The organism is Ottowia sp. (genome assembly GCF_035444425.1).
Taxonomy (GTDB): Bacteria; Pseudomonadota; Gammaproteobacteria; order Burkholderiales; family Burkholderiaceae_C; genus Ottowia.
This window is the reverse complement of record NZ_DAOMOQ010000041.1, coordinates 1-23619: the sequence shown is the minus strand read 5'-3', so window position 1 is coordinate 23619 and position 23619 is coordinate 1. Positions and strand designations below refer to the sequence as shown.

The window sequence follows — 23619 nt, the reverse complement described above, 5'->3', positions numbered from 1 at the left end:
CGTTGTTGTAGGCGCGCGCCAGGCGGGTGATCGAGTCGAGCAGGATCACCACGTCTTTCTTCAGCTCGACCAGGCGCTTGGCGCGCTCGATCACCATCTCGGCCACGTGCACGTGGCGCGCGGCGGGCTCGTCGAAGGTGGAGGCGATCACCTCGCCCTTGACCGAGCGCTGCATGTCGGTGACTTCCTCCGGCCGCTCGTCGACCAGCAGCACCATCATGTGGGCTTCCGGGTAGTTGGCGGAAATCGCATGGGCGATGGTCTGCATCATCACCGTCTTGCCGCTCTTGGGCGGCGCCACGATCAGCGCGCGCTGGCCCTTGCCGATGGGGGCGATGACGTCGATGATGCGGCCGGTGATGTTCTCCTCGCCCTTGAAGCCGTCGCGCTCCAGGCGCATCTGCTCGCGCGGGAACAGCGGCGTCAGGTTCTCGAACATCACCTTGTGCTTGTTCTGCTCGGGCGCGCCGCCGTTGACGGCGTCGAGCTTGGTCAGGGCGAAGTAGCGCTCGCCGTCCTTGGGGATGCGCACCTCGCCCTCGATCATGTCGCCGGTGTGCAGATTGAAGCGGCGCACCTGGCTGGGGCTGATGTAGATGTCGTCGGTGCTGGCGGTGTAGCTGGTGTCGGGGCTGCGCAGGAAGCCGAAGCCGTCCGGCAGGATCTCCAGTACGCCGTCGGCGAACACCTGCTCGCCGGCCTTGGCGCGCTTCTTGATGATGGCGAACATCAGCTCCTGCTTGCGCATGCGGCCGGCGTTGTCGATCTCGAGCGTCTCGGCCTGCTTGAGCAGTTCGGAGACGTGCAGCACTTTGAGTTCGTTCAGATGCATGGATGTGAGCGTCCTGCGATGGGTCGTGTGATCCGTCGTCGGATCGACCAGAAGGTATGCGTGGGTGCGATCTGGGGGAGTGGTCGGGGTGCTGGATCGCACCCCGCTTCAGGCGCGCCGTGACTCGGCACGCCGGTTGGCGCCTGACTTGGGCGCCAACTCCGAGCAGGGATTATGACAGGAAAAGCGGCCCCGGCGATGGATGCTGCCCCGATGCGTCCGATCGGGTGGCGGGGCCGGGAGACTCAGGCCAGGTGCTGGTCGATGAACTGCGACAGCTGCGCCTTGGTCATGGCGCCGACCTTGGTGGCGGCAAGCTGGCCGCCCTTGAACACCATCAGCGTCGGGATGCCGCGGATGCCGAACTTAGCCGGGATGGTGCGGTTCTCGTCGACGTTGATCTTGGCGATCTGCAGCTTGCCGTCGTAGGTGGTGGCGAGCTCATCGAGCGTTGGCGCGATGGCCTTGCAGGGACCGCACCACTCGGCCCAGAAGTCCACCAGCACCGGCTTGTCGGACTGCAGGACATCGGTTTCGAACGAGCTGTCGCTCACGTGTTTGATCAAATCATTGGCCATCGGCTGATCCTTGGAAATTGCGTTCAGGAAAGGCGGATAAAGTGCGAACGATTGTGACAGAAACGCCACGCCACTGCCGTTGCCAGGGCTGCGCGCTGGTCCCCCGGCCGTGACCGCCGGATCCCCCGCGCCCGCCGAAAACCACCCGGTCCTTGCCGCGTGGCGCGCGCTGCTGGCCGAGCTGCGGCAGCACTTGCAGCAGCGCGCGGCCCATCCCGCGCGCTGCGTGGTGCTGCTGCCGTACGCGCAGCTGATGCCGCTGGCGGCGCGCCTGTGGGCGGCGCAGTTTCCAGACGGCTTCGCGCCGCGTTTCGAGACCACGCGCAACTGGGCCGGCCGGCTGGGCTGGTTCGAGTCCGGCCCGCAGGATCTCAGCTTCGACCACGGGCGCGATCTGCTCACCGCTGCCGCGCTGCTGGAAGGCGCCGGCCTGGGCGCGCAGCGGGCGCTGCTGGCTGGCCCGCTGCTGGAGCAGGCGGTGCAACTGGCCGGCGTGGCCGCCAGCGTGCCGCCGGCCAGGCGGGCCGACTGGGCGGCGCAGGCCAGTGCCGTGCTGCCGCCGGCGGCGCACGGACCCCTGGCGCTGGAAGCGGCCCTGGGCCGCATCGCCATCGCCTGGGCCGCGCATTCCGACTACGCCACCGACGTGCTGTTCACGCCGCGCGCCGACGCCGGGCTGGATGCGCTGTTCATCGTGCCCGGCCTGCAGCCCGATCCGCTCAGCGCGGCGCTGGCTGGGCATCACGCCGACAAGGTGGTGCACCTGCAGCCCGGCCCGGCGGCTGGCGTCGGCCAGCTCGCCTGGCACGCGTGCAGCGACGGCGAGGACGAAGCCGAGCGCGCCGCCGCCTGCGTGCTGCGCCACCTGGCGGCGGGGCGTGCGCCGGTGGCGCTGGCTGCCGGTGACCGCGTGCTCACGCGCCGCGTCAGCGCGCTGCTGGCCGCGCAAGGCGTGCAGCCGGGCGTCGATCTGCGCGACGAGACCGGCTGGAAGCTGTCCACCACCCACGCCGCGGCGCGGCTGCTGGCGCTGTTGCATGCCTGCGCGCCCGGTGCCTCGACCGATGCGGTGCTGGATGCGCTCAAGCTTGCGCCTGCGTTCGACCCACGGGCCGTGTCCCGGCTCGAGCAGCGCCTGCGCCGCGACGCCGTGCGCGGCTGGGCGCAGGCGGCGCTGCTGACGCAGCACGATGCGCTCACGGTGCGACTCGAAACCCTGCGCAGCGCCATGAGCGGACCGCGCGCCCTGTGGGAATGGCTGGCCGCCACCCGCACGCTGGCGGAACACGGCGGCCTGTGGCCCGAGCTGGCCGAGGACGCCGCCGGCCAGGCGGTGATCGATGCGCTCGGCCTGGCCGACGCCGGACTGGCTGGCTGGCGTGACTGGCCGGCGGCGCAGCGCCGCATGCGCCTGGCCGAGTTCACGCGCTGGCTCAGTGACACGCTGGAGGCCGCCAGCTTCAGGCCGCCGGTGCCGCGCCAGGCGCGCGTCATCATCCTGCCGCTGAGCCAGTTGCTGGGCCGCCCGCTGGCGGCGCTGGTACTGCCGGGCGCCGACGAGCAGCGCCTGCCGGCGGCGCCCGAGCCGCCCGGCCCCTGGAGCGCGGTGCAGCGCCAGCTGCTGCAGCTGCCCTCGCGCGAGGCCCTGCAGCAGGGGCAGCTGGCCGCCTGGCGCGTGGCGCTGCAACTGCCCTGGGTGGATGTGCTGTGGCGCGCCAGCGACGACAGCGGCGAGCCGCTGCTGCCTTCGCCGCTGGTGCAGGCGGCCCGTCTCGACGGCCTGGGCGCGCCTGCGGTCGATCCGCGCGGCAGCCGCAGCCTGACCGCCGCGCCCGTGGCGCGCCCGATGCCGGTGGGTGCGGCGCTGCCCGCGCAGCCGATTTCGGCCAGCGGCTACGAGCAACTGCGGGCCTGCCCGTACCGCTTCTTCGCGCTGCGCCAGCTGGCCTTGAGCGAGCAGGGCGAGCTGGATGTGGACATCGACAAGCGCGACTGGGGCAGCTGGCTGCATGCGGTGCTGCATGGTTTCCACGAAGCCCTGCGCGCCGACCCGGGTGCCGACCGGCAGCGGCTGATCGATGCCGCGGCCGAGCGCGCCACGCACGCCATGGGCCTGGCCGCCGATGCTGCCGAGTTCATGCCGTTCGCCGTCGCCTGGCCGCCGCTGCGCGATGCCTATCTGCAGTGGCTGCTCACGCACGAGGAAACCGGTGCGGTCTTCGAGGCCGGCGAGCAGCACGTCGAGGTGCAGCGCGGCGCGCTGTCGCTGCGCGGACGCATCGACCGCATCGACCGCCTGCCCGATGGCGCGCCGCTGCTGATCGACTACAAGACCGAATCCCAGGCCAGGAGCCGGGAGCGCGTGAAGGCCGGCAACGAGGATACCCAGCTGCCGTTCTACGCCCTGCTGTCGGGCGCCGAGGCGCCGCGCGCCGCCTACCTGAACCTGGCCGAGCGGGAACTGCCCAGCCTGCATGAACTGCAGGACCTGCCCGTGCTGGCGGCGCAGCTCTATGAAGGCATGGCGCACGACCTGGCCCGCATCGCGCAGGGCGCGCCGCTGCCGGCGCTGGGCGAGGGCAGCGTGTGCGACTGGTGTGAGGTGCGCGGGCTGTGCCGCAAGGATTTCTGGTCATGAACCCCGCCTACGAACACAACGGCGCCGCCTGCACGCGCGCGGCCTTCTATGCCGTGGCCTGCGACCCACGCCGCAGCGTGGCGGTGGAGGCCTGCGCGGGTGCCGGCAAGACCTGGATGCTGGTCTCGCGCATCCTGCGCGCGCTGCTCGATGGCGCCGAGCCGCAGCAGATCCTGGCCATCACCTTCACCAAGAAGGCCGCGGGCGAGATGCGCCAGCGCCTGCAACAGTGGCTGGCCGATTTCGCGCAAGCACGTCCCGCCGATCCGGCAAGCGGCCGTGCCGCCGAAACGCCCGCCGCATGGCAGCAGCGCCTGCTGGATGAACTGGTCGCAAGAGGCATCGAACCCGGAGCGGCGCGCGATCTGCGCCAGCCGCTGCAGGATCTGTACCAGCGGCTGCTGGATCACGGCCGGCCGGTGCAGATCCGCACCTTCCACAGCTGGTTCGCGGCCCTGCTGCGCAGCGCGCCGCTGCAGGTGCTGCAGGACCTGGGCCTGCCCTCGGCCTACGAGTTGCTGGAAGACGACCAGGAAGCAGTGGCCGAGGTCTGGCGCCGCTACCTGCGCCGCGTGGCGCAGGACGGCGGCTTGAGCGCCGACTACGCCGGGCTGGTGCGCGAGCTTGGCCGCTATCGCGCGCACCTGGCGCTGGAAGGCGCGCTGGCCAAGCGGGTCGAGTTCGGGCTCGCTGATGCGGCGAGCGATCTCGACGAGGCGGTGACGCCCTTTGGCGCCGTGTATCCGCGCCTGGCCGGCGTGGCCGAGCCGGCTGACACGCTGATGACCGAGGACGCTCGCAGCCGCTGGCAGGCGCGCGCGCGCGCGCTGGGCGCCGAGAAGAACAAGACACCGCGCACGGCCGCCGCTGCCGTGATCGATGCGTTTGCGCAGGACGACTCCGCCACGCGCCTGGCGCTGCTGCGCCAGACCTTCTTCGTCAAGCAGGAAGATCGGCTGACCAGGCACCTGCAGGGCTTCGACGTGGCGGTCGATGCCGAAGCCGAACTGCAGCAGCTGCTGGTGGCGCAGCGCCAGCACGACGCGCGCCGCTACCACCAGCGCCTGGTGCGCCTGACGCGGCCGCTGATCGACGAGTTCGCGGCGCTGAAGCGGGAACGCAGCTGGGTCGACATGACCGACATCGAACGTGCCGCGCTCGTGCTGCTGTCCGATCCGGTGCTCAGCGGCTGGGTGCAGGAGCGGCTGGACGCGCGCGTGCGGCATCTGCTCATCGATGAGTTCCAGGACACCAACCCCCTGCAATGGCAGGCGCTGAAGGCCTGGCTGGAGAGCTACGCTGGCGCCGGCGGCGGGCAGGGCGTGCCCAGCGTGTTCATCGTTGGTGACCCCAAGCAAAGCATCTACCGCTTCCGCCGCGCCGATCCGCGCGTGTTTGCCGCCGCGCAGGACTTCATCGTGCAGGCGCTGGGCGGCGAGCGCCTGGCCTGCGACCACACGCACCGCAACGCGCCCGTGGTGCTGGGCGTCGTCAACGCCGTCATGGCGGCGGCGCAGGCGGATGGGCAGTTCAGCGGCTTTCGCGCGCACAGCACCGAGTCGAAGGCGCCGGGGCAGGTGGCCGCGCTGCCATTGATCCCGCGCCCCGAGCGCGCGCCGGCGGCAGCGGATGGCGGTGCCTGGCGTGACAGCCTCAGCACCCCGCGCGTACTGCTCGAGGACAGCCTGCGCACACTCGAATGCCGCCAGGCGGCGCGCTGGATCGCCGCGCAGGTGCAGGCCGGCGCGGCGCCGAAGGACATCATGGTGCTGGCGCGCAAGCGCGAGCCGCTGGGCGAGCTGCAGTCGGAACTGCGCCTGCTCGGCATTCCCTGCGAGCAGCCCGAGCAGCAGTTGCTCGGCGAGCTGCCGGCAGTGCAGGATCTGCTGGCCCTGGTCGACGCGCTGGTGTCGCCGGGTAACGACCTCATGCTGGCGCGCGCGCTGAAGTCGCCGCTGTTCGGCCTGGGCGATGACGATCTGACCCGTATCGCGCTGGCCGTGCGCGCTGATGCCCACTCTCCCTTCCGGGGAGCGGACAGGGGTGCGGAGCCGGGCGATGCCACTCCGCCACCGGCACCGTCCCCAAGCTGGCTCGACACGCTGCCCAGAGTCGAACTGGGCGTGCAGGATGGCCAGGCATTGCACGCCAAGTTGATGCAATGCCGGCACTGGCTGCTCACGCTGCCGCCGCACGATGCGCTGCAGGCGATCTATTCACGCCACGACGTGCTGGCGCGCTTCGCCGCCGCGGCGCCGCCACCCGAGCGTGCCCACACCGTGGCGCAGCTGCGCGCGCTGCTGGCCGCCGCGCTGCAGGTGCAGGGCGGGCGCTATCTCACGGCCTACCAGTGGGTGCGCGCGCTGCGCCGCCAGCGCCTGGCCGCGCCGCGCCATGCCGTGCCCGAGGCGGTGCAGCTGCTCACCGTGCACGGCGCCAAGGGCTTGCAGGCCGCGCAGGTGCTGCTGCTCGACGCCGCCAGCGCAGCGCCGCGCGGTGGCGGACCGGCGGCGCTGATCGACTGGCCGGGCGACGCGCCGGCGCCGATCCGCTTCGCCTTCCTCGCCGGCGAGAACGCGCCGCCGCCGGACCTGATCGAGCTGGCGCGGCAGGAGGCCGAGGCGCGTGCGCGCGAGGAACTCAATGCGCTCTACGTCGCCGTAACCCGCGCCAGCCAGCACCTGGTGCTGTCGGGCGTCGCGCCGCATGTTCAGCCGGCCTCGAGCTGGTGGCAGCGCATCGAGCCGCTGGCCGAGATCTTGCCGGCACCTGAAGCAGCGGCGGGTGAATCGGCCGAGCCCGCCGTCGGTGCAGCGGTGGAGACCAGCTTCCTCATGCTGGAGCTGCCACCAGCGTCTGAACCACCGGCAGTCGCGGCGCCGGCAACCGACGATCCCCTGGACGCCGAGCCCACCGACGCCTCGCGCCTCGGCGAAGCCATGCACTGGCTGCTCGAGCATGTGGCCGATACGCCGCAGGGCTGGCGCCCGGAGCGCCTGGCGCAGGCGATGCGCCGCTTCAATGTCCGTGCCGAACAGGCGGCCCGAGCCGAGCAGCTGGCGCGCCGCATCCTCGGCGGCGAGGCGGCCTGGGCCTGGCAGGCCGACGAGCTGATCGAAGCCTTCGACGAGGTCGAGCTCAGCCACCAGGGCCAGCGGCTGCGCATCGATCGCCTGGTGCGCCGCCGCGCATCCGGCGCCGAGCCCGAGCGCTGGTGGGTGCTGGACTACAAGAGCGCGGCGCGGCCCGAAGCCGACCCCTTGCTGGTGGCGCAACTGGCGCGCTATCGGGATGCGGTGCACCGGATCCACCCGGGGCGGGCGGTGAAGGCGGCCTTCCTGAGCGCGGACGGGCGGCTGGTGCAGGTGGCGTGATGCGACCGGCGTCGAACGAGTTGCCGCCAAGCCTGGTGCGGTCCAGCCGGCGGGACTCTGATCTCACACCGTTCCGAGCCGCATGCGAATTGGCCACCGAAGTTCGCGAACCCGCGCCGGATCACCCCACAACAGGCTGAGCTCCGCCGCGAACGTCTGCAGCAGGTTTTCGCGCCCCGCTTCGCGTGCACGGCGCACCGCCGACCAGGTGGACAGATAGCCCAGCAGCTGCGGCAGCTTCCAGCTCTGGCGGATCGCCAGCGCGGGGGCTGCCAGTTCGTCGAACGGGAACGGCAGCTGTGTGTAGCCGGTGTCCACCAGCTGGCGCTCCGGCGGCCAATACGGGCCGATTTCATGGTGGTAGAAGCGGCTGAAGCGCGCGTCCAACTCGGCATCCAGCTGCAGCATGCCGTAGCTGATCAGCGCCACGGCGGCGTGCGGGGCGCCGACGCGCCGCACTTCCTGGAAGAAGCGCGGCAGATCGAACCAGTGCGCGGCCTGGGCGGCGGTGATCAGGCTGGCGCTGTCATCGGCCAGCGGCAACTGCTCCGCCGGGGCGCAGGCGTAGGCGATGCGCGGCGATGCGGGGGCATGGGCGAGCTGGTCGACGCTGGGGTCCACGCCCAGCACCTGCTCGAAGTGCGTGGCCAGCTGCACGGTCAGCTGGCCGTTGCCGCAACCGACGTCGAGCGCCAGCGCCGTGTCGGGTGCGACCGTGGCCAGGAACCGCGCCAGCTCGGGCGGGTATTCGGGCCGAAAGCGCGCATAGGCCCGGCCGCCCAGATCGAACCAGTTGCGAACAGGCGCTGTCGTCTTGTCCGTGTCCATGCGCGCGATCTTGCCGCAGATCGGGGTCGTGGCGCAGGCGCAGGGCGCGCCGCTTGGCGACAATGCACGGCTTGCCCGATCCCGCACCATGACCAGCCACCCGACGCCGCCTGCTGATTCCCCGTTGCCGCCTGCAGCCAGCCCGACGCTGCCCGTCGCCATCGTCGGCGCCGGCCCAGCCGGCCTGATGGTGGCCGAGGTGCTGAGCCGCGCCGGCGTCGCCACGCTGGTGTTCGACGCCATGCCCTCGGTCGGCCGCAAGTTTCTGTTGGCAGGCAAGGGCGGGCTAAACCTGACGCATTCCGAGCCGCTGGAGGCCTTCATCAGCCGTTACGGCGACGAGGCTGGCACGGTGGCCGGCTGGCTGCGCGACTTCGGGCCGCAGGCCGTGCGTGACTGGGCCGCGTCGCTGGGCATCGACACCTTCGTCGGCAGCTCGGGCCGGGTGTTCCCGACCGAAATGAAGGCGGCGCCGCTGCTGCGTGCCTGGCTGCAGCGGCTGCGCCACCCGGTCGCGCCCGGTGCGGCGCCGGTGCGCTTCCACATGCGGCACCGCTGGCGTGGGTGGGATGGAGCGGAAACTGCTGCACCGATGTTCGACGCCGCCGGCGCCCGGCTGCGCTTCGAATCGGCGGCGGGGCGCAAGAGTATTCAGGCGCGTGCCGTGGTGCTGGCGCTGGGCGGCGCGAGCTGGCCGCGCCTGGGCTCGGACGGCGCCTGGGTGCCCTGGCTGCAGCAGGCCGGCGCCGTGGTGGCGGCCTTGCTGCCGGCCAATTGCGGCTTTGACGTCGCCGGCCGCGACGGCGCGGGCTGGACGCCGTTCTTCGCTGAACGCTTTGCCGGCCAGCCGCTGAAGAACGTGTCGATCAGCTTCAGCGATGCGCTCGGCCGGCGCTTCGAGCGCCGCGGCGAGTTCGTGCTGACGGCCACCGGCGTCGAAGGCAGCCTGATCTACGCCGCCAGCCGCCTGCTGCGCGAGGAGATCGCCCGCGCGGGCAGCGCCAGCTTCCAGCTCAACCTGCTGCCCGCGCTGACGCCTGAACGGGTGCTGGCGGAGCTAGGGCATGCGCGTGGCAGCCGCAGCCTGTCGTCGCACCTGAAGAGCCGGCTCGGCCTGGGCGGCGCGCGCACGGCGCTGCTGCACGAGTTGCTGACGCCGGAGCAACTGAAGGATCCGGTGGCGCTGGCGCGGGCGATCCAGTCCCTGCCCATCACGCTGCGCGCGCCGCGCCCGGTGGCGGAGGCCATCAGCACCGCCGGCGGCGTCCGCCTTGCATCATTGTCCGAGGATCTGGAATTGCGCCGCGCGCCGGGCGTCTTCTGCGCCGGCGAGATGCTCGACTGGGAGGCGCCGACCGGCGGCTACCTGCTGACCGCCTGCCTGGCCAGCGGCGTGCGCGCAGCGCGTGGTGTGCTCCGGCGGCTGGGTGGAATGAATGCCTGAACAGCTGGACGCGAAGAACGCGAAAAACACGCGAAGGACGCAAGAAATTCAAGGACGAGCTTGAACGGCCTTCTTTCGCGACCTTGGCGAAACCTTCGCGTCCTTCGCGTCCGGATGTCCGGTTTGCTTGTCGCCGCAACCGCCGACGACTACCCCCAGCTGCGCACCCGCCCGGTATCGATGTGGACGAAGTTGTCGCGCGGGTAGTAGCCGACGCCGCCGGCCTGCAGCGAGATCGCGGCGTCGCGCAGATCCGCCAGTTGGATGCCGGGCAGGCGCACGTCGATCGCCTTGCCGTCCATGTGCAGGCTGCGCCGGGCGACGCCGCCGCCGCGCGTGGTGCGCAGGGTCTCGTTGGTGTGCGGGCTGCGGTAGCCCGAGATGACGTCAAACGGCAGCTCGGTGCCCAGTTCGCGCCGCACGCGGTGCAGCACGTTGTACAGCTCCGGGTCCATCTGCCCGACCTCGCCGCTGTAGTGGTCGCGCAGGAAGTGGTTCAGGTGATCCAACGCGCTGGGTACGAAATCCGCGCCGCGGGCGTAGATCAGGGCGGTGCGCTCGTTGGTGTGCAGATGGTTGAACGACAGGCGGCGCGCCTCAGTGGACGAGGCGGGGGCGAACGCGAATGCACGGCTGGCGGCGCCCGGCAGCAGCACGCCGGCGACGGCGACTTGCGCCACGCGCGCACCACGGCCCAGGAACAAGCGGCGGTGGAGGTTTTGCATCGGAAGTGTTCGAGAGGAAAGCGGGAGACTCAAGGCCGGGGCTATTGTGCCGCTATCGGCTCCGCAGCGCCAGGGGGTGGCGTACTGGTACACCGCCCCGGAGATTTCGAAACGTGAAAGCGCGCCATCGGGTCGGATCCATCACTTTCACCTTGATCCGAGATCTCCGGGACGGCGTACTAGGGCCGTGCGGCGGCGGACTCGCCGCTGTCGGCGCGCCGGCGCAGCGCCTGCTCGAGCACGCGGTCGTGGCCGTACAGGTCGGGCACGAAGCGGACCTCGCCGCCTTCGACGATGGCGGTGCTGTAGGTGATCAGCACTGGCACCGGCGTCGGCAGGCGGGCGGTGACGGGGCGCGGCCGGCCCATCGATTCGCGCACGCGCGCCTCGGTCCAGGCCGGGTCGCCGTGCAGCACCCAAAGCGCCAGCGCAATCGGATCTTCGATGCGGATGCAGCCGTGGCTGAAGTCGCGCCGCACGCGTTCGAACAGTCCGACCGACGGCGTGTGGTGCAGGTAGATGTTCTGGTTGTTGGGCAGCATGAACTTGATGTCGCCCAGCGCGTTCTTCGGACCGGGGCGCTGGCGGATGCGCAGCCGGCCGGCCAGCACGGCGTCCAGGTTCTCGGGCGTGACCGCGGTCGAGACGCCGCCGGCGCCGACGAACTCCATGCCCTGCGCCGCCAGGTAGCCGGGATTGGCGCGCAGCTTCGGAATCGTTTCGCCGCGGGCGATCGAGGACGGGATGTTCCAGTAGGGGCTGAACTCGATCCACAGCATGTCCTCGTCGAACAGCGGCGTACGGGTGTCGAGCGCCTTGCCGACGATGACCCGCATCGCCATCGCCTGCCGCACCCCGCCGCCGTCCTGCTCGTAGGCGCGCAGCATGAATTCCGGCACGTTGACGGTGACGAAGCGCGGCGCCGCCGGCAGCGGCGTCAGGCGCAGGCGTTCCAGCGCCAGCTCGAGCTGGCGCGCACGCGCCGCGGGCGTCACGGCCAGCGCGTCGAGCGTGGCCTTGCCGACGATGCCGTCGGCCACCAGTGCATGGCGCCGCTGGAAGGCCTTGACGGCCTGCTGCAGCGCGGCGTCGTAGCCGGGCTCGGAAGCGCGATGGGGTGCGGTACCGTCCACCGGCGCCACCGCCGGTGCCAGCGGCAGATCGCCCAGCGCCAGCAGGCGCTCGGCCAGCAGCGGCAGTCCAGACCAGCGTTCGCCGGGCTGCAGCTTGCCGCGCGGCGGCGTCGGCAGCGGCTGGCGCCAGGCCGGGTGTTCGGCCAGGGCGCGGTAGCGTGCCAGCGCCTCGCGCAGCGGCGCGTACTGCGGCCAGGGCGGCGTGGCGGCGCTCAGCAGCGCGGCGGGCCGGTCCTGCAGCACCGCCTCGCGCAGCAGCAGGGGCAGATCGGGCGCCGGCGCGCTCGCGCTGTCGTAGCGCGCCCGCAACTGCGCCGCATCGATGCGGCCGTGGCGCAGCTCGTGCAGGTAGCGCAGCACGGCCTGGGTCAGCTCGCCGTCCAGCCGCACGGCGGTCTCGGGCGTCACGGCCTGGTCCAGCGCCTGCTCCAGTCGGGCGGCGCCGTAATCGGCGGGGCGCAGGCCATCGCGGTCGGCCTGCTTCAGCCAGCCCAGCGCCTCGCGCGCGGCCGGGCGCCACTGGCCGCCGGCGTCCAGCCACAGCGGTTGCGCGGCGGCGAACTTGGCCAGCGCCAGCAGCAGCCAGAACGCTGCGGCATGTCTTATTGCATGACGTCGCCCAGACACAGGTACTTCATCTCCAGGTATTCATCGATGCCATGGCGCGAGCCCTCGCGGCCCAGGCCCGACTGCTTGACGCCGCCAAACGGCGCCTGCTCGACTGAAATGATGCCGGTGTTGATGCCGACGATGCCGTATTCCAGCGCCTCGCTGATGCGCGTGACGCGGCCGATGTCGCGGGCGTAGAAATAGCTCGCCAGGCCGAAGATGGTGGCGTTGGCGGCGTCGATCGCCTCTTGTTCGGTCTTGAAGCGGAACACCGGCGCCAGCGGGCCGAAGGTTTCCTCAGTGGCGCACAGCATGTCCGAGGTGGCGTTGGCGATCACCGTCGGCTGGAAGAACTGGCCCTTGAGCTTCTCGCCGCCGGTCAGCACCTTGCCGCCCTTCTTCACCGCGTCGGCGACGTGCTTGCCGACCTTCTTCACCGCCGCGTCCTCGATCAGCGGGCCGATCGTGACGCCGTCCTCGAAGCCGTTGCCGACCTTCATCTTCGCCACCCGGGCGGCCAGCTTCTTGACGAACCTGTCGTAGATGCCGTCCTGGGCGTAGAGCCGGTTGGCGCAGACGCAGGTCTGGCCGGCGTTGCGGTACTTGCTGGCGATGGCGCCCTCGACGGCGGCATCCAGGTCGGCGTCGTCGAACACGATGAAGGGCGCGTTGCCGCCCAGCTCCAGCGACAGCTTCTTGATGGTGGGCGCGCACTGCGCCATCAGGATGCGGCCGACCTCGGTGGAGCCGGTGAAGGACAGATGGCGCACGGTGTCGCTCTCGCACAGCACCTTGCCGTAGGCCGGGCTGTCGGTGCCGGTGATGACGTTCAGCACGCCGTCCGGGATGCCGGCGCGCTGCGCCAGTTCGGCCGCCGCCAGCGCAGTGAGCGGCGTCAGTTCGGCCGGCTTGATGACCACGGTGCAGCCGGCGGCCAGCGCCGGCGCCACCTTGCGCGTGATCATGGCGAGCGGGAAGTTCCACGGGGTGATGGCGGCGCAGACGCCGATCGGCTGGCGCAGCACCGTGAGACGCTTGTTGGGGTCCGACGTGGCCAGCGTCTCGCCGGCCACGCGCTTGGCTTCCTCGGCGAACCACTCGACGAAGCTGGCGCCGTAGGCGACTTCGCCCCTGGCTTCGGCCAGCGGCTTGCCCTGCTCGGCGGTCATCAGGCGGCCCAGATCGTCCTGGTGGTCCATCAGCAGCTGGAACCACTTCATCAGCAGCGCGTGACGCTGCTTGCCCGTCAGTGCGCGCCAGGCTGGCCAGGCGGCGTCGGCGGCGGCGATGGCGGCCTTGACGTCCTTCGGCGTCAGGTCGGCCACGTCGGCCAGCTTGAGGCCGGTGGCCGGGTCGATGACGTCGAAGCGCGCCTTGCCCTTGACCCACTGGCCGCCGATCAGCGCATCGGTCTTGAGCAGGCTCGGGTCCTTCAGCAGGGCGAGTGGTGAGGTCTTGGCATCCATGATCGTATCTCCGTTGGTCCTGAAATCATTGTAGGCAGCGGCCCTGGCGCGCATGTGTGCGGCGCCAATGACTACAACAAGGGCGAGGCCAGCCGCGCCACGGCCTCGAACAGGCGCTGGTGCGGCGGCGACTGGCGGTCCAGCGGTACCAGCCGGCACTTGGACAGGTCGTGCTCGAACATGCCGGCCAGCCGCTCGTTGAAGGCGCGGTCCAGCACCACCGCGGCCACCTCGAAGTTGAGTCGGAAGCTGCGGTTGTCGAAGTTGGCGCTGCCGACCATGCCGTACAGCTCGTCCACCAGCAGCGTCTTGGCGTGGAACATGCGGCCGCGGTACTCGAACACCAGCACGCCGGCGTCCTGCAGCTCGTGGTAGTAGGAGCGCGCGGCAGCGGTGACGATGCGCGAGTCGCTGCGCTCGGGCACGATCAGCTTGACCTGCACGCCGCGGTAGGCGGCGTTGGTGATGGCGTTCAGCGCCGATTCGGTCGGCACGAAGTAGGGCGTGGCCAGCCAGATGCGTTCGCGCGCCAGGTTCAGCGCGTCGATCATGGCGCGGTGGATGGCCTCGGTGTCGGAGTCGGGGCCCGAGGTGACGATCTGCACCGGCAGCCGGCCCGGCGCCTGCTCGGGCAGCAGGTCCTCTTCGCGCGCCGGCGGGTCGCCCTCGGCGTAGTGCCAGTCGCGCAGGAACACGTACTGCAGCCAGCGCACCGCGCCGCCGCGGATCAGGAGGTGGGTGTCACGGTAGGCGTGGTCGGGGCGCACCTGCTCGTTCTCGTCGTCGGTGACGTTGATGCCGCCGACAAAGCCGGTATGGCCGTCGATGACCACGATCTTGCGGTGCGTGCGCAGGTTGACCAGCGGCCGCAGCCGGTCGAGCCGGGTCGGGTGGAACACGGCGAACTCGCCGCCGGCGTCGGCGAACTCGTGCAGCAGCCTGCGGTGGCGGCGCGACAGCAGGTGCGGCGAGCCGATGGCGTCGACCAGCAGGCGCACGTGCACGTCCTGGCGCGCCTTGGCGGCCAGCGCCTGCAGCAGCCGGGTGCCAGTCTGGTCGGGCTCGAAGATGTAGTACTCGAGGTGGATGTGGCTGCGCGCCGCCTCGATCTCGCGCAGCAGCGCGTCCAGCGTGGCGCCGCCACTGGGCAGGATGTCGACGCTCTGCGCACTCGACATCGGCAGGCCGCAGGCGGCCTCGATCAGCTGCGCGTGCTGGCTGGCCCAGAGCGGCGCCTGGGTGTACTCGGCGCGCAGCACGCTCATGTCCTCGCGCGACATCAGTGCCGCCTTCTTGTGCCAGCGCCGGAGCCGCTGGCGCTTGATGCGCTGCGGGCCGAAGTAGGCGTAGACGATCAGCCCGACCACCGGCAGCAGGTTGAGCACCATGATCCAGGCCAACGTGGATACCGGTGACTTGCGCTGCAGGATGATCCAGGTCGTCAGGATGACGCTGGAGATCGTCCAGACCCAGCCGAGCCAGAAGGTCCAGGGGTGGCCGGCGATCACCAGCCGCGGCAGTTCGTCCATGCTGTGTCGCGGTGTCGGTCTGGTTGCTAGCCGAGGCGCCGGGCCCAGTCCTCGGGCGCGAAGCCGACCGTGACGTCGTCCGCCGCCTCGCTCCATTCGACCACCGGGCGCTTGATGGCGCTGGGGTGCGCCCGCAGCAGCGCGGCAGCGCTGGCGGCGTCGATGACGGTGGCCTGCGCGGCCGCATCCAGCTTGCGCCAGGTGGTGCCCTGGCGCTTCAGCAGCTTCTGCCAGCCGGCGGCGGCGATCCAGCGCTCGAGCTGCGCGGGCTGCACGCCCGCCTTCTTGAAATCGTGGAACCGCACCTCGACGCCCCGCTCGGCCAGCCAGGCGCGCGCCTTCCTCACCGTATCGCAGTTCGGGATGCCGTAAAGCGTGGGCAGTGTGGTCATGCGCGGCATCATGCCATGGGCCTTGCGCGCCTCGGTGACAATCCGCCGCGTGATGAAAACCCTGGAAGAATGGCTCGCGCACTGCGAGCGGCTGCACCCCAAGAGCATCGACCTGGGGCTGGAACGGGTGCGCGGCCTGGCCGAGCGCATGCAACTGCGCTTCGACTGCCCGGTGATCACCGTGGCCGGCACCAACGGCAAGGGCTCGACCTGCGCCATGCTGGAGGCGATTCTGACCGAGGCCGGCTACCGCACCGGCGTCTACACCTCGCCGCACCTGGTGCATTTCGAGGAGCGCTGCCGCATCCATGGCGAGTCGGCGCCGGCAGAGCAGCTGGTGGCGGCGTTCGAGCGCGTGGAGGGCGTGCGCGGCGACGTGCTGCTGACCTATTTCGAGTTCACCACGCTGGCGATCCTGGATGTGCTGGCGCACGCCCAGCTCGATGTCGTGATCCTCGAGGTTGGCCTGGGCGGCCGGCTGGATGCGGTGAACGTGATCGATGCCGACTGCGCCGTCATCACCAGCATCGACATCGACCATGCCGAACTGCTGGGCGACACGCGTGAGCAGATCGGCCTGGAAAAGGCCGGCATCCTGCGCCCGGGCCGCCCGGCCGTCGTCAGCGACCCGATGCCGCCGCAGAGCGTGATCGACCACGCCAACGCCATCGGGGCCGATCTGTGGCTGCTGGGGCGCGACTTCAACTACAGCGGCGACCCGCAGCAATGGGCCTGGGCCGGGCGCGGGCGCCGCTACGCCGGCCTGGCCTATCCGGCGCTGCGCGGCGCCAACCAGCTGATCAATGCCTCGGGTGCGCTGGCGGCGCTGACGGCCATGCGCCAGCAGCTGCCGGTGACGGCGCAGGCGGTGCGCAACGGCTTTGCGCTGGTCGAACTGCCGGCGCGCTTCCAGGTCGTGCCGGGCAAGCCCGCGCTGGTGCTGGACGTGGCGCACAACCCGCATGCGGTGGCGGCGCTGGCGCAGAACCTGGAAATCCAGCGCGCCTATTACTCCAGCACCCACGCGGTGTTCGGCGCCATGAGCGACAAGGACCTGACGGCCATCCTGACGCGCATGGACCCGGTGATCGACTGCTGGTATTTCACCGACCTGCCGACCCCGCGCGCCGCCACCGGCGCCGCGCTGCACGCGTTGTGGCAGTCGGTCAGCACGCGCAAGGACGTCGGCGCCGCGGTGTTCAAGACGCCTCAGATCGCCCTGCAGGCGGCGGCGATGGTGGCGGCACCCGCTGATAGAATCGTTGTCTTCGGATCGTTCTACACCGTGGGCGGCGTGCTGGAGCAGGGCATTCCGAACCTGCAGGCAGGTCAGCCCAGCTCAGGCAAAGACGGATAGACAGTCAGCGGCTGACCCAGGACTTATGGCTTTTTTCAAGTTCCGCCAGCGCGGCCAGGCACAACCCGAATCGCGCGGCCGCGCCAAGGAATCGGCCCCCGCCGGAACCCAGGAAACCATCGACAGCATGCGCCGCCGCGCGCGCCACCGCCTGCTTGGTGCGGCGGTTCTGGTGCTGGTGGCGGTGGTCGGCTTCCCGATCGTGTTCGACACCCAGCCGCGTCCGGTGGCGGTGGACGCGCCGATCACCATCCCCGACAAGGACAAGATCGCGCCGCTGGGTGCTCCCGCCGGCGAGCCTGTGTCGGCCAAGGCCAGCCTGGACGAGAAGGAAGAAGTGATCGGCGCGGCGCCGGCACGCGGTGCCGATGCCAAGCCGGGTGCCGCCATCGTTGCACCAGCCGCGGCGCCCAAGGTGGCTGCCGAAGCACCGCCAGCCACGGCCAAACCGGTCGAGACCGCGCGTGATGCCAAGACGGAGTCGGGTGCCGAGCAAGCGCGTGCGGCCGATGAAGCCGCGCAACTCAAGCGCGAAGAGGCTGCGCGCGCCAAGCGCGAGCAGGACGCCCAGGCGCAGGCCAAGCGCGACCTGGAGGCCCAGGCCAAGCGCGAGCAGGAAGCGCGTGCCAAGCGTGAACAGGAAACCCAGGCGAAGCGCGACGCGGAAACCCAGACGAAGCGCGAGCAGGAGGTGCGTGCCAAGCGCGAGGCCGATGAACGTGCGCGGCGCGAGGAGGCGGCGCGCGCCAAGGCGCTGCTGGAAGGCCGCAGCACCACCGCAGCCGCCGCGGCAGCCGACAAGGCCGCGACGGACGGCGGCCGCTTCATCGTCCAGGTCGGCGCCTTTGCCGATGCCGCCGCGGCGCGCGATGTGCGGCAGAAGGCCGAGCGCGCCGGGCTCAAGACCTATACCCAGGTGATCGACACGCCGCAGGGCAAGCGCACGCGCGTGCGGGTTGGGCCCTACCCGAGCCGGGCCGAGGCTGAGCAGGCCGCCGCGGCGCTGAAGCGGGCCGGGCTGTCGGGTTCGATCCTGTCGCTGTAGCGCCATGGCGGCGGTCGACTGGATCTGCCTGGCCGTGCTGCTGGCTTCGCTGCTGCTGGGCGCCTGGCGCGGTCTGGTCTACGAGGTGCTGGCGGTGGCCGGCTGGGTGATCGCCTTCCTGGCCGCTCGCTGGTCGGCCGACGTGGTCGGCCAGTGGCTGCCGATGGGCGAGTCGTCCGAGCCGCTGCGCTACGCGGCCGCGTTCGTGCTGGTGTTCATCGGCGTCGCCTTTCTGTGCGGCATGCTGGCCACGCTGGCGCGCCGCGCCACCCGCTCGCTTGGCGCGCGTCCGGTCGACCGCGTGTTCGGCGGTGCGTTCGGCGTGCTGCGCGGCCTGCTGGTGCTGCTGGTGGCGGCGGCGCTGCTGCGCGCGACCCCGCTGCGCGACGAGGCCTGGTGGCGCCAGTCGGTCAGCGCACAATGGCTGGAAATGACCTTGGCCCAACTGCAACCTCTGCTGCCGGACGAACTCGGCAAGCACCTTTCGGCCTGACAATCCGGGCTTCCAGTCCTTCATCGCGCAGGATCGCATCCAACCATGTGTGGCATCGTAGGCGTCGTCAGCAACGCACCTGTCAACCAGCTGCTCTACGACGCCTTGCTGCTGCTGCAGCACCGCGGCCAGGACGCCGCCGGCATCGTCACCCAGCAGGGCCGCAAGTTCTTCATGCACAAGGCGCGCGGCATGGTGCGCGACGTGTTCCGCACCCGCAACATGCGCGCCCTGCCGGGCAACAGCGGCCTCGGGCAGGTGCGCTACCCCACCGCCGGCAATGCCGACAGCGAGGAAGAGGCGCAGCCCTTCTACGTCAACGCGCCGTTTGGCATCGTGCTGGTGCACAACGGCAACCTGACCAACGCCGACGCGCTGCGCGCCGAGCTGTACTCGACCGATCACCGCCACATCAATACCGATAGCGATTCCGAGGTGCTGCTCAACGTGCTGGCGCACGAACTGGAGCAGGCCACGCGCGGCGCGGCGCTGGGTCCGGAGGAGGTGTTCACCGCGGTGGCCGGTGTCTACCGACGCGTGCGTGGCTCGTACGCGGTGATCGCCCACATCGCCGGGCGCGGCATGCTGGCGTTCCGCGATCCCTACGGCATCCGCCCGCTCAGCTTCGGGCGCGGTGAAGGCGGCGCGGTGATGGCGGCCAGCGAGACCGTCGCGCTGGAAGGCACCGGCCACACGCCCGAGCGCGACGTGGCGCCGGGCGAGGCGATCTTCGTCACGCCGGACGGCACGGTGCATGCGCGCCAGTGCGTCGCCGATGCCAGGCTGTCGCCCTGCATCTTCGAGTACGTCTACCTGGCGCGGCCCGACTCGGTGCTGGACGGCATCTCGGTCTACCAGGCACGCCTGAACCTGGGCCAGACGCTGGCCAAGCGCGTGGTGTCGACGGTGCCGCCGGACCAGATCGACGTGGTGATCCCGATCCCCGAATCGAGCCGGCCCAGCGCCAGCGAGCTGGCGCGCATGATCGGCAAGCCCTACCGCGAGGGCTTCGTCAAGAACCGCTACGTCGGCCGCACCTTCATCATGCCGGGCCAGTCGGTGCGCAAGAAATCGGTGCGCCAGAAGCTCAACGCCATCGCCAGCGAGTTCACCGGCCGCAACGTGCTGCTGGTCGACGACTCGATCGTGCGCGGCACTACCAGCCGCGAGATCGTGCAGATGGCGCGCGAGGCCGGCGCGCGCAAGGTCTACATGGCCAGCGCGGCGCCGCCGGTGCGCTACCCCAACGTCTACGGCATCGATATGCCGACCAGGGAAGAGCTGGTGGCCAACGGCCGCACGGTCGAGCAGGTGCGCGAGATCATCGGTGCCGATGCGCTGATCTACCAGGACGTCGACGCGATGAAGCGCGCCATCGGCCATCTGAATCCGGCCATCGCGGGCTTCGATGCGTCGTGCTTCGACGGGGTCTACGTCACCGGCGACATCACCGAGGGCGATATCGCGCGCCTACAGCAGCAGCGCCCGGCCACGCCGACCGATGAGGAAGACACGCCGCAACTGAGCCTGCCCAACGTCAGCAGCTGAAGCAGGTTTCACGCACAATCAAGCCAAGGCGCGTGCACATGGCGCGCGCCCTGATCGCAGCGACCGGGCGCGCTCCGTGCGCGCCGCACAAGAACACATGAGCACCGATTCCCCATCCCTCGCCCCGGCCCGCGGCGAACTGCCGCCGGGCCTGCATCCCGACACGCTGGCGCTGCGCACCGGCATTGCGCCGAGCCAGTACGGCGAGCATTCCGAGGCGCTCTACCTTACCAGTGGCTACGTGCAGCAGGACGCCGAAACCTCGGCGCGCCGCTTCGCGCACCCGCAGGAGGGCTACACCTACACCCGCACCAGCAACCCCTCGGTGACCAGCTTCGAGCGTCGGCTGGCGGCGATGGAGGGTACCGAAAGCGCCATCGGCACCGCCAGCGGCATGTCGGCCATCCTGCTGATGGGCCTGGGCCTGCTCAAGAGTGGCGACCACGTGATCTGCTCGCAGTCGATGTTCGGCTCCACCATCAAGCTGTTCGGCACCGATTTCGCGAAGTTCGGCGTCGAGACCAGTTTCGTGTCGCAGACCGACGCCGCGGCGTGGCGCGCCGCGCTGCGGCCCAGCACACGCCTGCTGTTCGCCGAAACGCCGACCAACCCGCTGACCGAGGTGTGCGACATCCGGGCACTGGCGGCGATCGCGCACGAGGCCGGCGCGCTGCTGGCGGTGGACAACTGTTTTGCCTCGCCGGCGCTGCAGCGACCAATCACGCTCGGCGCCGACCTGGTGATCCATTCCGGCACCAAGTTCCTCGATGGCCAGGGCCGCGTGATGGCGGGCGCCATCTGCGGGCCGCGCCAGTACATCGACCAGGTGTTCTGGCCGCTGATCCGCTCCACCGGCATGGTGCTGTCGCCGTTCAATGCCTGGGTGGTGCAGAAGGGGCTGGAGACCCTGGCCATCCGCGTCAAAGCGCAAAGCGCCAACGCGCTGCAACTGGCCCAGTGGCTGGAGCAGCACCCGGCCGTCGAGCGCGTGTTCTATCCCGGCCTGCCGTCGCACCCGCAGCATGCGCTGGCGATGGCGCAGCAATCGGGCGTCGGCGGCGCGGTGATCGCCTTCAGCGTGCGCGCCGATGGCGCCGAGCAGGCGCGTGCGCGCGTCTTCCATGTCATCGACAGCACGCGCGTGTGCAGCATCGCCACCAACCTGGGCGACGTCAAGACGCTGATCAGCCACCCGGCCAGCACCTCGCACGGCCGCCTGAGCGAGGCGCAGCGCCTGGCCGCCGGCGTCACCCAGGGCCTGGCGCGGCTGTCGGTGGGGCTGGAGCACGTGCCCGACATCCAGGCCGACCTGGCGCGCGGGCTCGACACCATCGACGCCGTTTCCGCCGCCTGAGCCGCGCTACATTCCAACGCGGCCATGATGCACTTGCCCGCGCGGCATGCCGCGCCGAACCCGACATGACCACTGCTGATACCTTCAAGCCGCGCGTGCGCACGCGCTTCGCGCCATCGCCCACCGGCTTCATCCACCTCGGCAACATCCGCTCGGCCCTGTACCCGTGGGCCTTCGCGCGTGCCCAGGGTGGCGATTTCATCCTGCGCATCGAGGACACCGACCTCGAGCGCTCGACCCAGGCCGCGGTCGACGTCATCCTCGAAGGCATGGCCTGGCTCGGCCTGGACCCCGATGAAGGCCCGTACTACCAGATGCAGCGCATGGACCGCTACAAGCAGGTGCTGGCCGAGCTGCAGGCCGCTGGCCACGTCTACCCCTGCTACATGAGCGTGGCCGAACTCGATGCGCTGCGCGAGCGCCAGATGGCAGCCAAGCTCAAGCCCCGTTACGACGGCACCTGGCGCCCCGAGCCGGGCAAGCAGTTGCCGCCGGTGCCGGAAGGCGTGCAGCCGGTGCTGCGCTTTCGCAACCCGCTGGGCGGCGTGGTGGCCTGGGACGATAAGGTCAAGGGTCGTATCGAGATCCGCAACGACGAACTCGACGACCTGGTCATCGCGCGCCCCGACGGCACGCCGACCTACAACTTCTGCGTCGTCGTCGACGACATCGACATGCGCATCACCCACGTGATCCGCGGCGACGACCACGTCAACAACACGCCGCGCCAGATCAACATCTTCCGCGCGCTCGGCCACAAGCCGCCGGTGTACGCGCACCTGCCCACGGTGCTGAACGAGCAGGGCGAGAAGATGAGCAAGCGCAGCGGCGCCAAGCCGGTCACGCAGTACCGCGACGAGGGCTACCTGCCCGACGCCATGGTCAACTATCTGGCGCGCCTGGGCTGGAGCCACGGTGACGACGAGATCTTCAGCCGCGCGCAGTTCCTGAAATGGTTCGACCTCGACCACCTGGGCCGCAGCGCCGCGCAGTTCGACGAAGCCAAGCTGCGCTGGGTCAATGCACAGCACCTCAAGGCCATGCGCGATGAAGACCTGGCGCCGCTGGTGGCCTGGCAGCTCGAGCGGCGCGGCATTGCGGCCGACGAGCGGCTGGCGGTGATCTGCGGCCTGTTCAAGGACCGCTGCGACACCACCGCGGCCCTGGCCGACTGGGCGCAGGTCTTTTACGCCGAGGTGCAGCCGAGCGCCGACGACCTGGCCAAGCACGTCACCGAGGCCGTCAGGCCGGCCCTCGCCAGCCTGCAGACGAAGCTGGCCACGATCGACTGGACGGTGCCGGCGATCGGTGCCGCGATCAAGGAAACGCTGGCCGAGCACGGCCTGAAGATGCCGCAACTGGCCATGCCGGTGCGTGTGCTCGTCATGGGGACGCCGCAGACGCCGTCGCTCGACGCGACGCTGGCGTTGCATCAGCGCGAAAAAGTCCTGGAGAGATTGCGTAGCGCCTGAAATCCAACATATAATGCAAGGCTCGGCACTTGCTTGGGGGTATAGCTCAGCTGGGAGAGCGCTTGCATGGCATGCAAGAGGTCAGCGGTTCGATCCCGCTTACCTCCACCAAGGTTGTCGAGGAAGTTCCTAAGGTTTTGACCCTATCGTCTAGAGGCCTAGGACACCACCCTTTCACGGTGGGTACCGGGGTTCGAATCCCCGTAGGGTCGCCAAGTTTGGCTGCACTTGGCCCGCAAGGGCACAACGCAGCTACCGACGCGGAGTGGTAGTTCAGTCGGTTAGAATACCGGCCTGTCACGCCGGGGGTCGCGGGTTCGAGTCCCGTCCACTCCGCCATCAGACAAAGGTTTGGTGCTACTGATAAAGTAGCGTTTTGGAATAAGAAGCCGTTTTTGGAATTAGACGGCCAGTTCCGAGACTTCCAGACCTTGCTTTTTGCACCTGCCGCACCGCCCTTCGGGGCCGTGCGGCATTTTTGTTTTTTGGCGCTTCAACGTGGCCCGGGATAATGCGCAGCCGCCCGTCAGGCAGCGGGCGTGGCGCGCTGATCGTGGACTTGGCGAACCATGCGGTCGCTGGTGCGGCCTGTGGCGTCAACGATGTCAGTGTGTTGGCGCTTCAGCTTGTCCGATACGCCCATGGTGGCTGTTCATCCCGGGAGTTGTGAAGTCGATGGTTTGGCTTGAGAACCTCCATCTTGCTTCAGCTCGGGTGAGCAACCTATTGGGAAACGACACCTAACGATGGTAAGCGTGGCCTCACCACCCTCTTGAACTGAGCGCGAGGCTGGGCGAGCATG

17 protein-coding genes, 3 tRNA genes and 1 pseudogene are annotated in these 23619 nt (G+C 70.2%); 13 read left to right on the top strand and 8 right to left on the bottom strand.

What is annotated here, in order from left to right; genetic code table 11:
* Positions 1–832 (bottom strand): transcription termination factor Rho (gene rho, locus PK606_RS13395; RefSeq protein WP_324564706.1); only part of this gene is annotated, 832 nt, incomplete at its 3' end.
* Between the two features lie 245 nt (positions 833–1077).
* Entirely contained in the window at positions 1078–1410 is a 333-nt protein-coding gene (gene trxA, locus PK606_RS13390; protein WP_324564705.1) for a thioredoxin TrxA, read from the bottom strand.
* Between the two features lie 270 nt (positions 1411–1680).
* Here trxA and PK606_RS13385 point away from each other — a divergent pair.
* The 3 genes and pseudogenes from PK606_RS13385 (at position 1681) to PK606_RS13375 (ending at position 7422) form a co-directional block, all read left to right on the top strand.
* Positions 1681–1779, top strand: a pseudogene (locus tag PK606_RS13385).
* Between the two features lie 109 nt (positions 1780–1888).
* Complete coding sequence (locus tag PK606_RS13380) at positions 1889–4048, top strand: PD-(D/E)XK nuclease family protein (protein WP_324564703.1); 2160 nt, start codon at positions 1889–1891, stop codon at positions 4046–4048.
* Complete coding sequence (locus PK606_RS13375; RefSeq protein WP_324564702.1) at positions 4045–7422, top strand: UvrD-helicase domain-containing protein; 3378 nt, start codon at positions 4045–4047, stop codon at positions 7420–7422. Before PK606_RS13380 ends, PK606_RS13375 begins: the two co-directional genes overlap by 4 nt.
* A 63-nt stretch (positions 7423–7485) precedes the next feature.
* On the opposite strand, the gene PK606_RS13370 is transcribed toward PK606_RS13375, so the two are convergent.
* A complete protein-coding gene (locus PK606_RS13370; RefSeq protein ID WP_324564701.1) occupies positions 7486–8250 on the bottom strand; it encodes a class I SAM-dependent methyltransferase in 765 nt (254 codons plus the stop codon).
* Between the two features lie 88 nt (positions 8251–8338).
* Here PK606_RS13370 and PK606_RS13365 point away from each other — a divergent pair, with 88 nt between their 5' ends.
* Entirely contained in the window at positions 8339–9694 is a 1356-nt protein-coding gene (locus PK606_RS13365) for a TIGR03862 family flavoprotein (RefSeq protein ID WP_324564700.1), read from the top strand.
* 149 nt (positions 9695–9843) lie between these two features.
* Here the strand turns inward: PK606_RS13365 and mepK are convergent, their stop codons facing one another.
* The 5 genes from mepK to PK606_RS13340 form a co-directional block, all read right to left on the bottom strand.
* The gene (mepK, locus tag PK606_RS13360; protein ID WP_324564699.1) at positions 9844–10419 is read right to left on the bottom strand and encodes a peptidoglycan L,D-endopeptidase MepK; all 576 of its coding nucleotides are present in this window, start codon (positions 10417–10419) and stop codon (positions 9844–9846) included.
* 179 nt (positions 10420–10598) lie between these two features.
* Positions 10599–12179: a L,D-transpeptidase family protein gene (locus tag PK606_RS13355; protein WP_324564698.1), complete on the bottom strand. Its 1581-nt coding sequence runs from the start codon at positions 12177–12179 to the stop codon at positions 10599–10601.
* Positions 12155–13627: an NAD-dependent succinate-semialdehyde dehydrogenase gene (locus tag PK606_RS13350; protein ID WP_324564696.1), complete on the bottom strand. Its 1473-nt coding sequence runs from the start codon at positions 13625–13627 to the stop codon at positions 12155–12157. The genes PK606_RS13355 and PK606_RS13350 overlap by 25 nt, the downstream gene beginning before the upstream one ends.
* A gap of 71 nt (positions 13628–13698) precedes the next feature.
* On the bottom strand, positions 13699–15156 hold the full coding sequence (gene cls / locus PK606_RS13345; protein ID WP_324564695.1) for a cardiolipin synthase: 1458 nt from the start codon (positions 15154–15156) through the stop codon (positions 13699–13701).
* Positions 15157–15182: 26 nt separating this feature from the next.
* Complete coding sequence (locus tag PK606_RS13340; protein WP_324564694.1) at positions 15183–15548, bottom strand: Spx/MgsR family RNA polymerase-binding regulatory protein; 366 nt, start codon at positions 15546–15548, stop codon at positions 15183–15185.
* A gap of 52 nt (positions 15549–15600) precedes the next feature.
* Between PK606_RS13340 and folC the strand changes: the two genes are divergently transcribed.
* The 9 genes from folC to PK606_RS13295 all read left to right on the top strand — a co-directional run bounded on the left by folC (position 15601) and on the right by PK606_RS13295 (position 23156).
* On the top strand, positions 15601–16905 hold the full coding sequence (gene folC / locus PK606_RS13335; RefSeq protein ID WP_324564692.1) for a bifunctional tetrahydrofolate synthase/dihydrofolate synthase: 1305 nt from the start codon (positions 15601–15603) through the stop codon (positions 16903–16905).
* 25 nt (positions 16906–16930) lie between these two features.
* Positions 16931–17950, top strand: a complete 1020-nt coding sequence (locus PK606_RS13330; RefSeq protein ID WP_324564690.1) for an SPOR domain-containing protein — start codon at positions 16931–16933, stop codon at positions 17948–17950.
* 4 nt (positions 17951–17954) lie between these two features.
* Positions 17955–18443, top strand: coding sequence for a CvpA family protein (locus PK606_RS13325; RefSeq protein ID WP_324564689.1), 489 nt, complete (start codon positions 17955–17957; stop codon positions 18441–18443).
* A gap of 45 nt (positions 18444–18488) precedes the next feature.
* Positions 18489–19991: an amidophosphoribosyltransferase gene (gene purF, locus PK606_RS13320; RefSeq protein ID WP_324564687.1), complete on the top strand. Its 1503-nt coding sequence runs from the start codon at positions 18489–18491 to the stop codon at positions 19989–19991.
* A gap of 97 nt (positions 19992–20088) precedes the next feature.
* Complete coding sequence (locus tag PK606_RS13315) at positions 20089–21345, top strand: O-succinylhomoserine sulfhydrylase (protein ID WP_324564685.1); 1257 nt, start codon at positions 20089–20091, stop codon at positions 21343–21345.
* 65 nt (positions 21346–21410) lie between these two features.
* A complete protein-coding gene (gene gltX / locus PK606_RS13310) occupies positions 21411–22817 on the top strand; it encodes a glutamate--tRNA ligase (protein ID WP_324564684.1) in 1407 nt (468 codons plus the stop codon).
* Positions 22818–22852: 35 nt separating this feature from the next.
* Positions 22853–22928, top strand: a tRNA-Ala gene (locus tag PK606_RS13305).
* Positions 22929–22956: 28 nt separating this feature from the next.
* A tRNA-Glu gene (locus PK606_RS13300) sits at positions 22957–23032 on the top strand.
* Positions 23033–23079: 47 nt separating this feature from the next.
* Positions 23080–23156: transfer RNA gene (locus PK606_RS13295), tRNA-Asp, on the top strand.
* Positions 23157–23619 lie beyond the last annotated feature (463 nt).

Bases quoted from the DNA above. Each gene is read 5' to 3' on its own strand.
- PK606_RS13350 (WP_324564696.1), bottom strand. From the start codon at position 13,627: ATGGATGCCAAGACCTCACCACTCGCCCTGCTGAAGGACCCGAGCCTG.
- trxA (WP_324564705.1), bottom strand. From the start codon at position 1,410: ATGGCCAATGATTTGATCAAACACGTGAGCGACAGCTCGTTCGAAACC.
- PK606_RS13370 (WP_324564701.1), bottom strand. From the start codon at position 8,250: ATGGACACGGACAAGACGACAGCGCCTGTTCGCAACTGGTTCGATCTG.
- PK606_RS13375 (WP_324564702.1), top strand. From the start codon at position 4,045: ATGAACCCCGCCTACGAACACAACGGCGCCGCCTGCACGCGCGCGGCC.
- cls (WP_324564695.1), bottom strand. From the start codon at position 15,156: ATGGACGAACTGCCGCGGCTGGTGATCGCCGGCCACCCCTGGACCTTC.
- PK606_RS13325 (WP_324564689.1), top strand. From the start codon at position 17,955: ATGGCGGCGGTCGACTGGATCTGCCTGGCCGTGCTGCTGGCTTCGCTG.
- PK606_RS13315 (WP_324564685.1), top strand. From the start codon at position 20,089: ATGAGCACCGATTCCCCATCCCTCGCCCCGGCCCGCGGCGAACTGCCG.
- folC (WP_324564692.1), top strand. From the start codon at position 15,601: ATGAAAACCCTGGAAGAATGGCTCGCGCACTGCGAGCGGCTGCACCCC.
- mepK (WP_324564699.1), bottom strand. From the start codon at position 10,419: ATGCAAAACCTCCACCGCCGCTTGTTCCTGGGCCGTGGTGCGCGCGTG.
- PK606_RS13365 (WP_324564700.1), top strand. From the start codon at position 8,339: ATGACCAGCCACCCGACGCCGCCTGCTGATTCCCCGTTGCCGCCTGCA.
- purF (WP_324564687.1), top strand. From the start codon at position 18,489: ATGTGTGGCATCGTAGGCGTCGTCAGCAACGCACCTGTCAACCAGCTG.
- PK606_RS13340 (WP_324564694.1), bottom strand. From the start codon at position 15,548: ATGACCACACTGCCCACGCTTTACGGCATCCCGAACTGCGATACGGTG.
- PK606_RS13330 (WP_324564690.1), top strand. From the start codon at position 16,931: ATGGCTTTTTTCAAGTTCCGCCAGCGCGGCCAGGCACAACCCGAATCG.
- gltX (WP_324564684.1), top strand. From the start codon at position 21,411: ATGACCACTGCTGATACCTTCAAGCCGCGCGTGCGCACGCGCTTCGCG.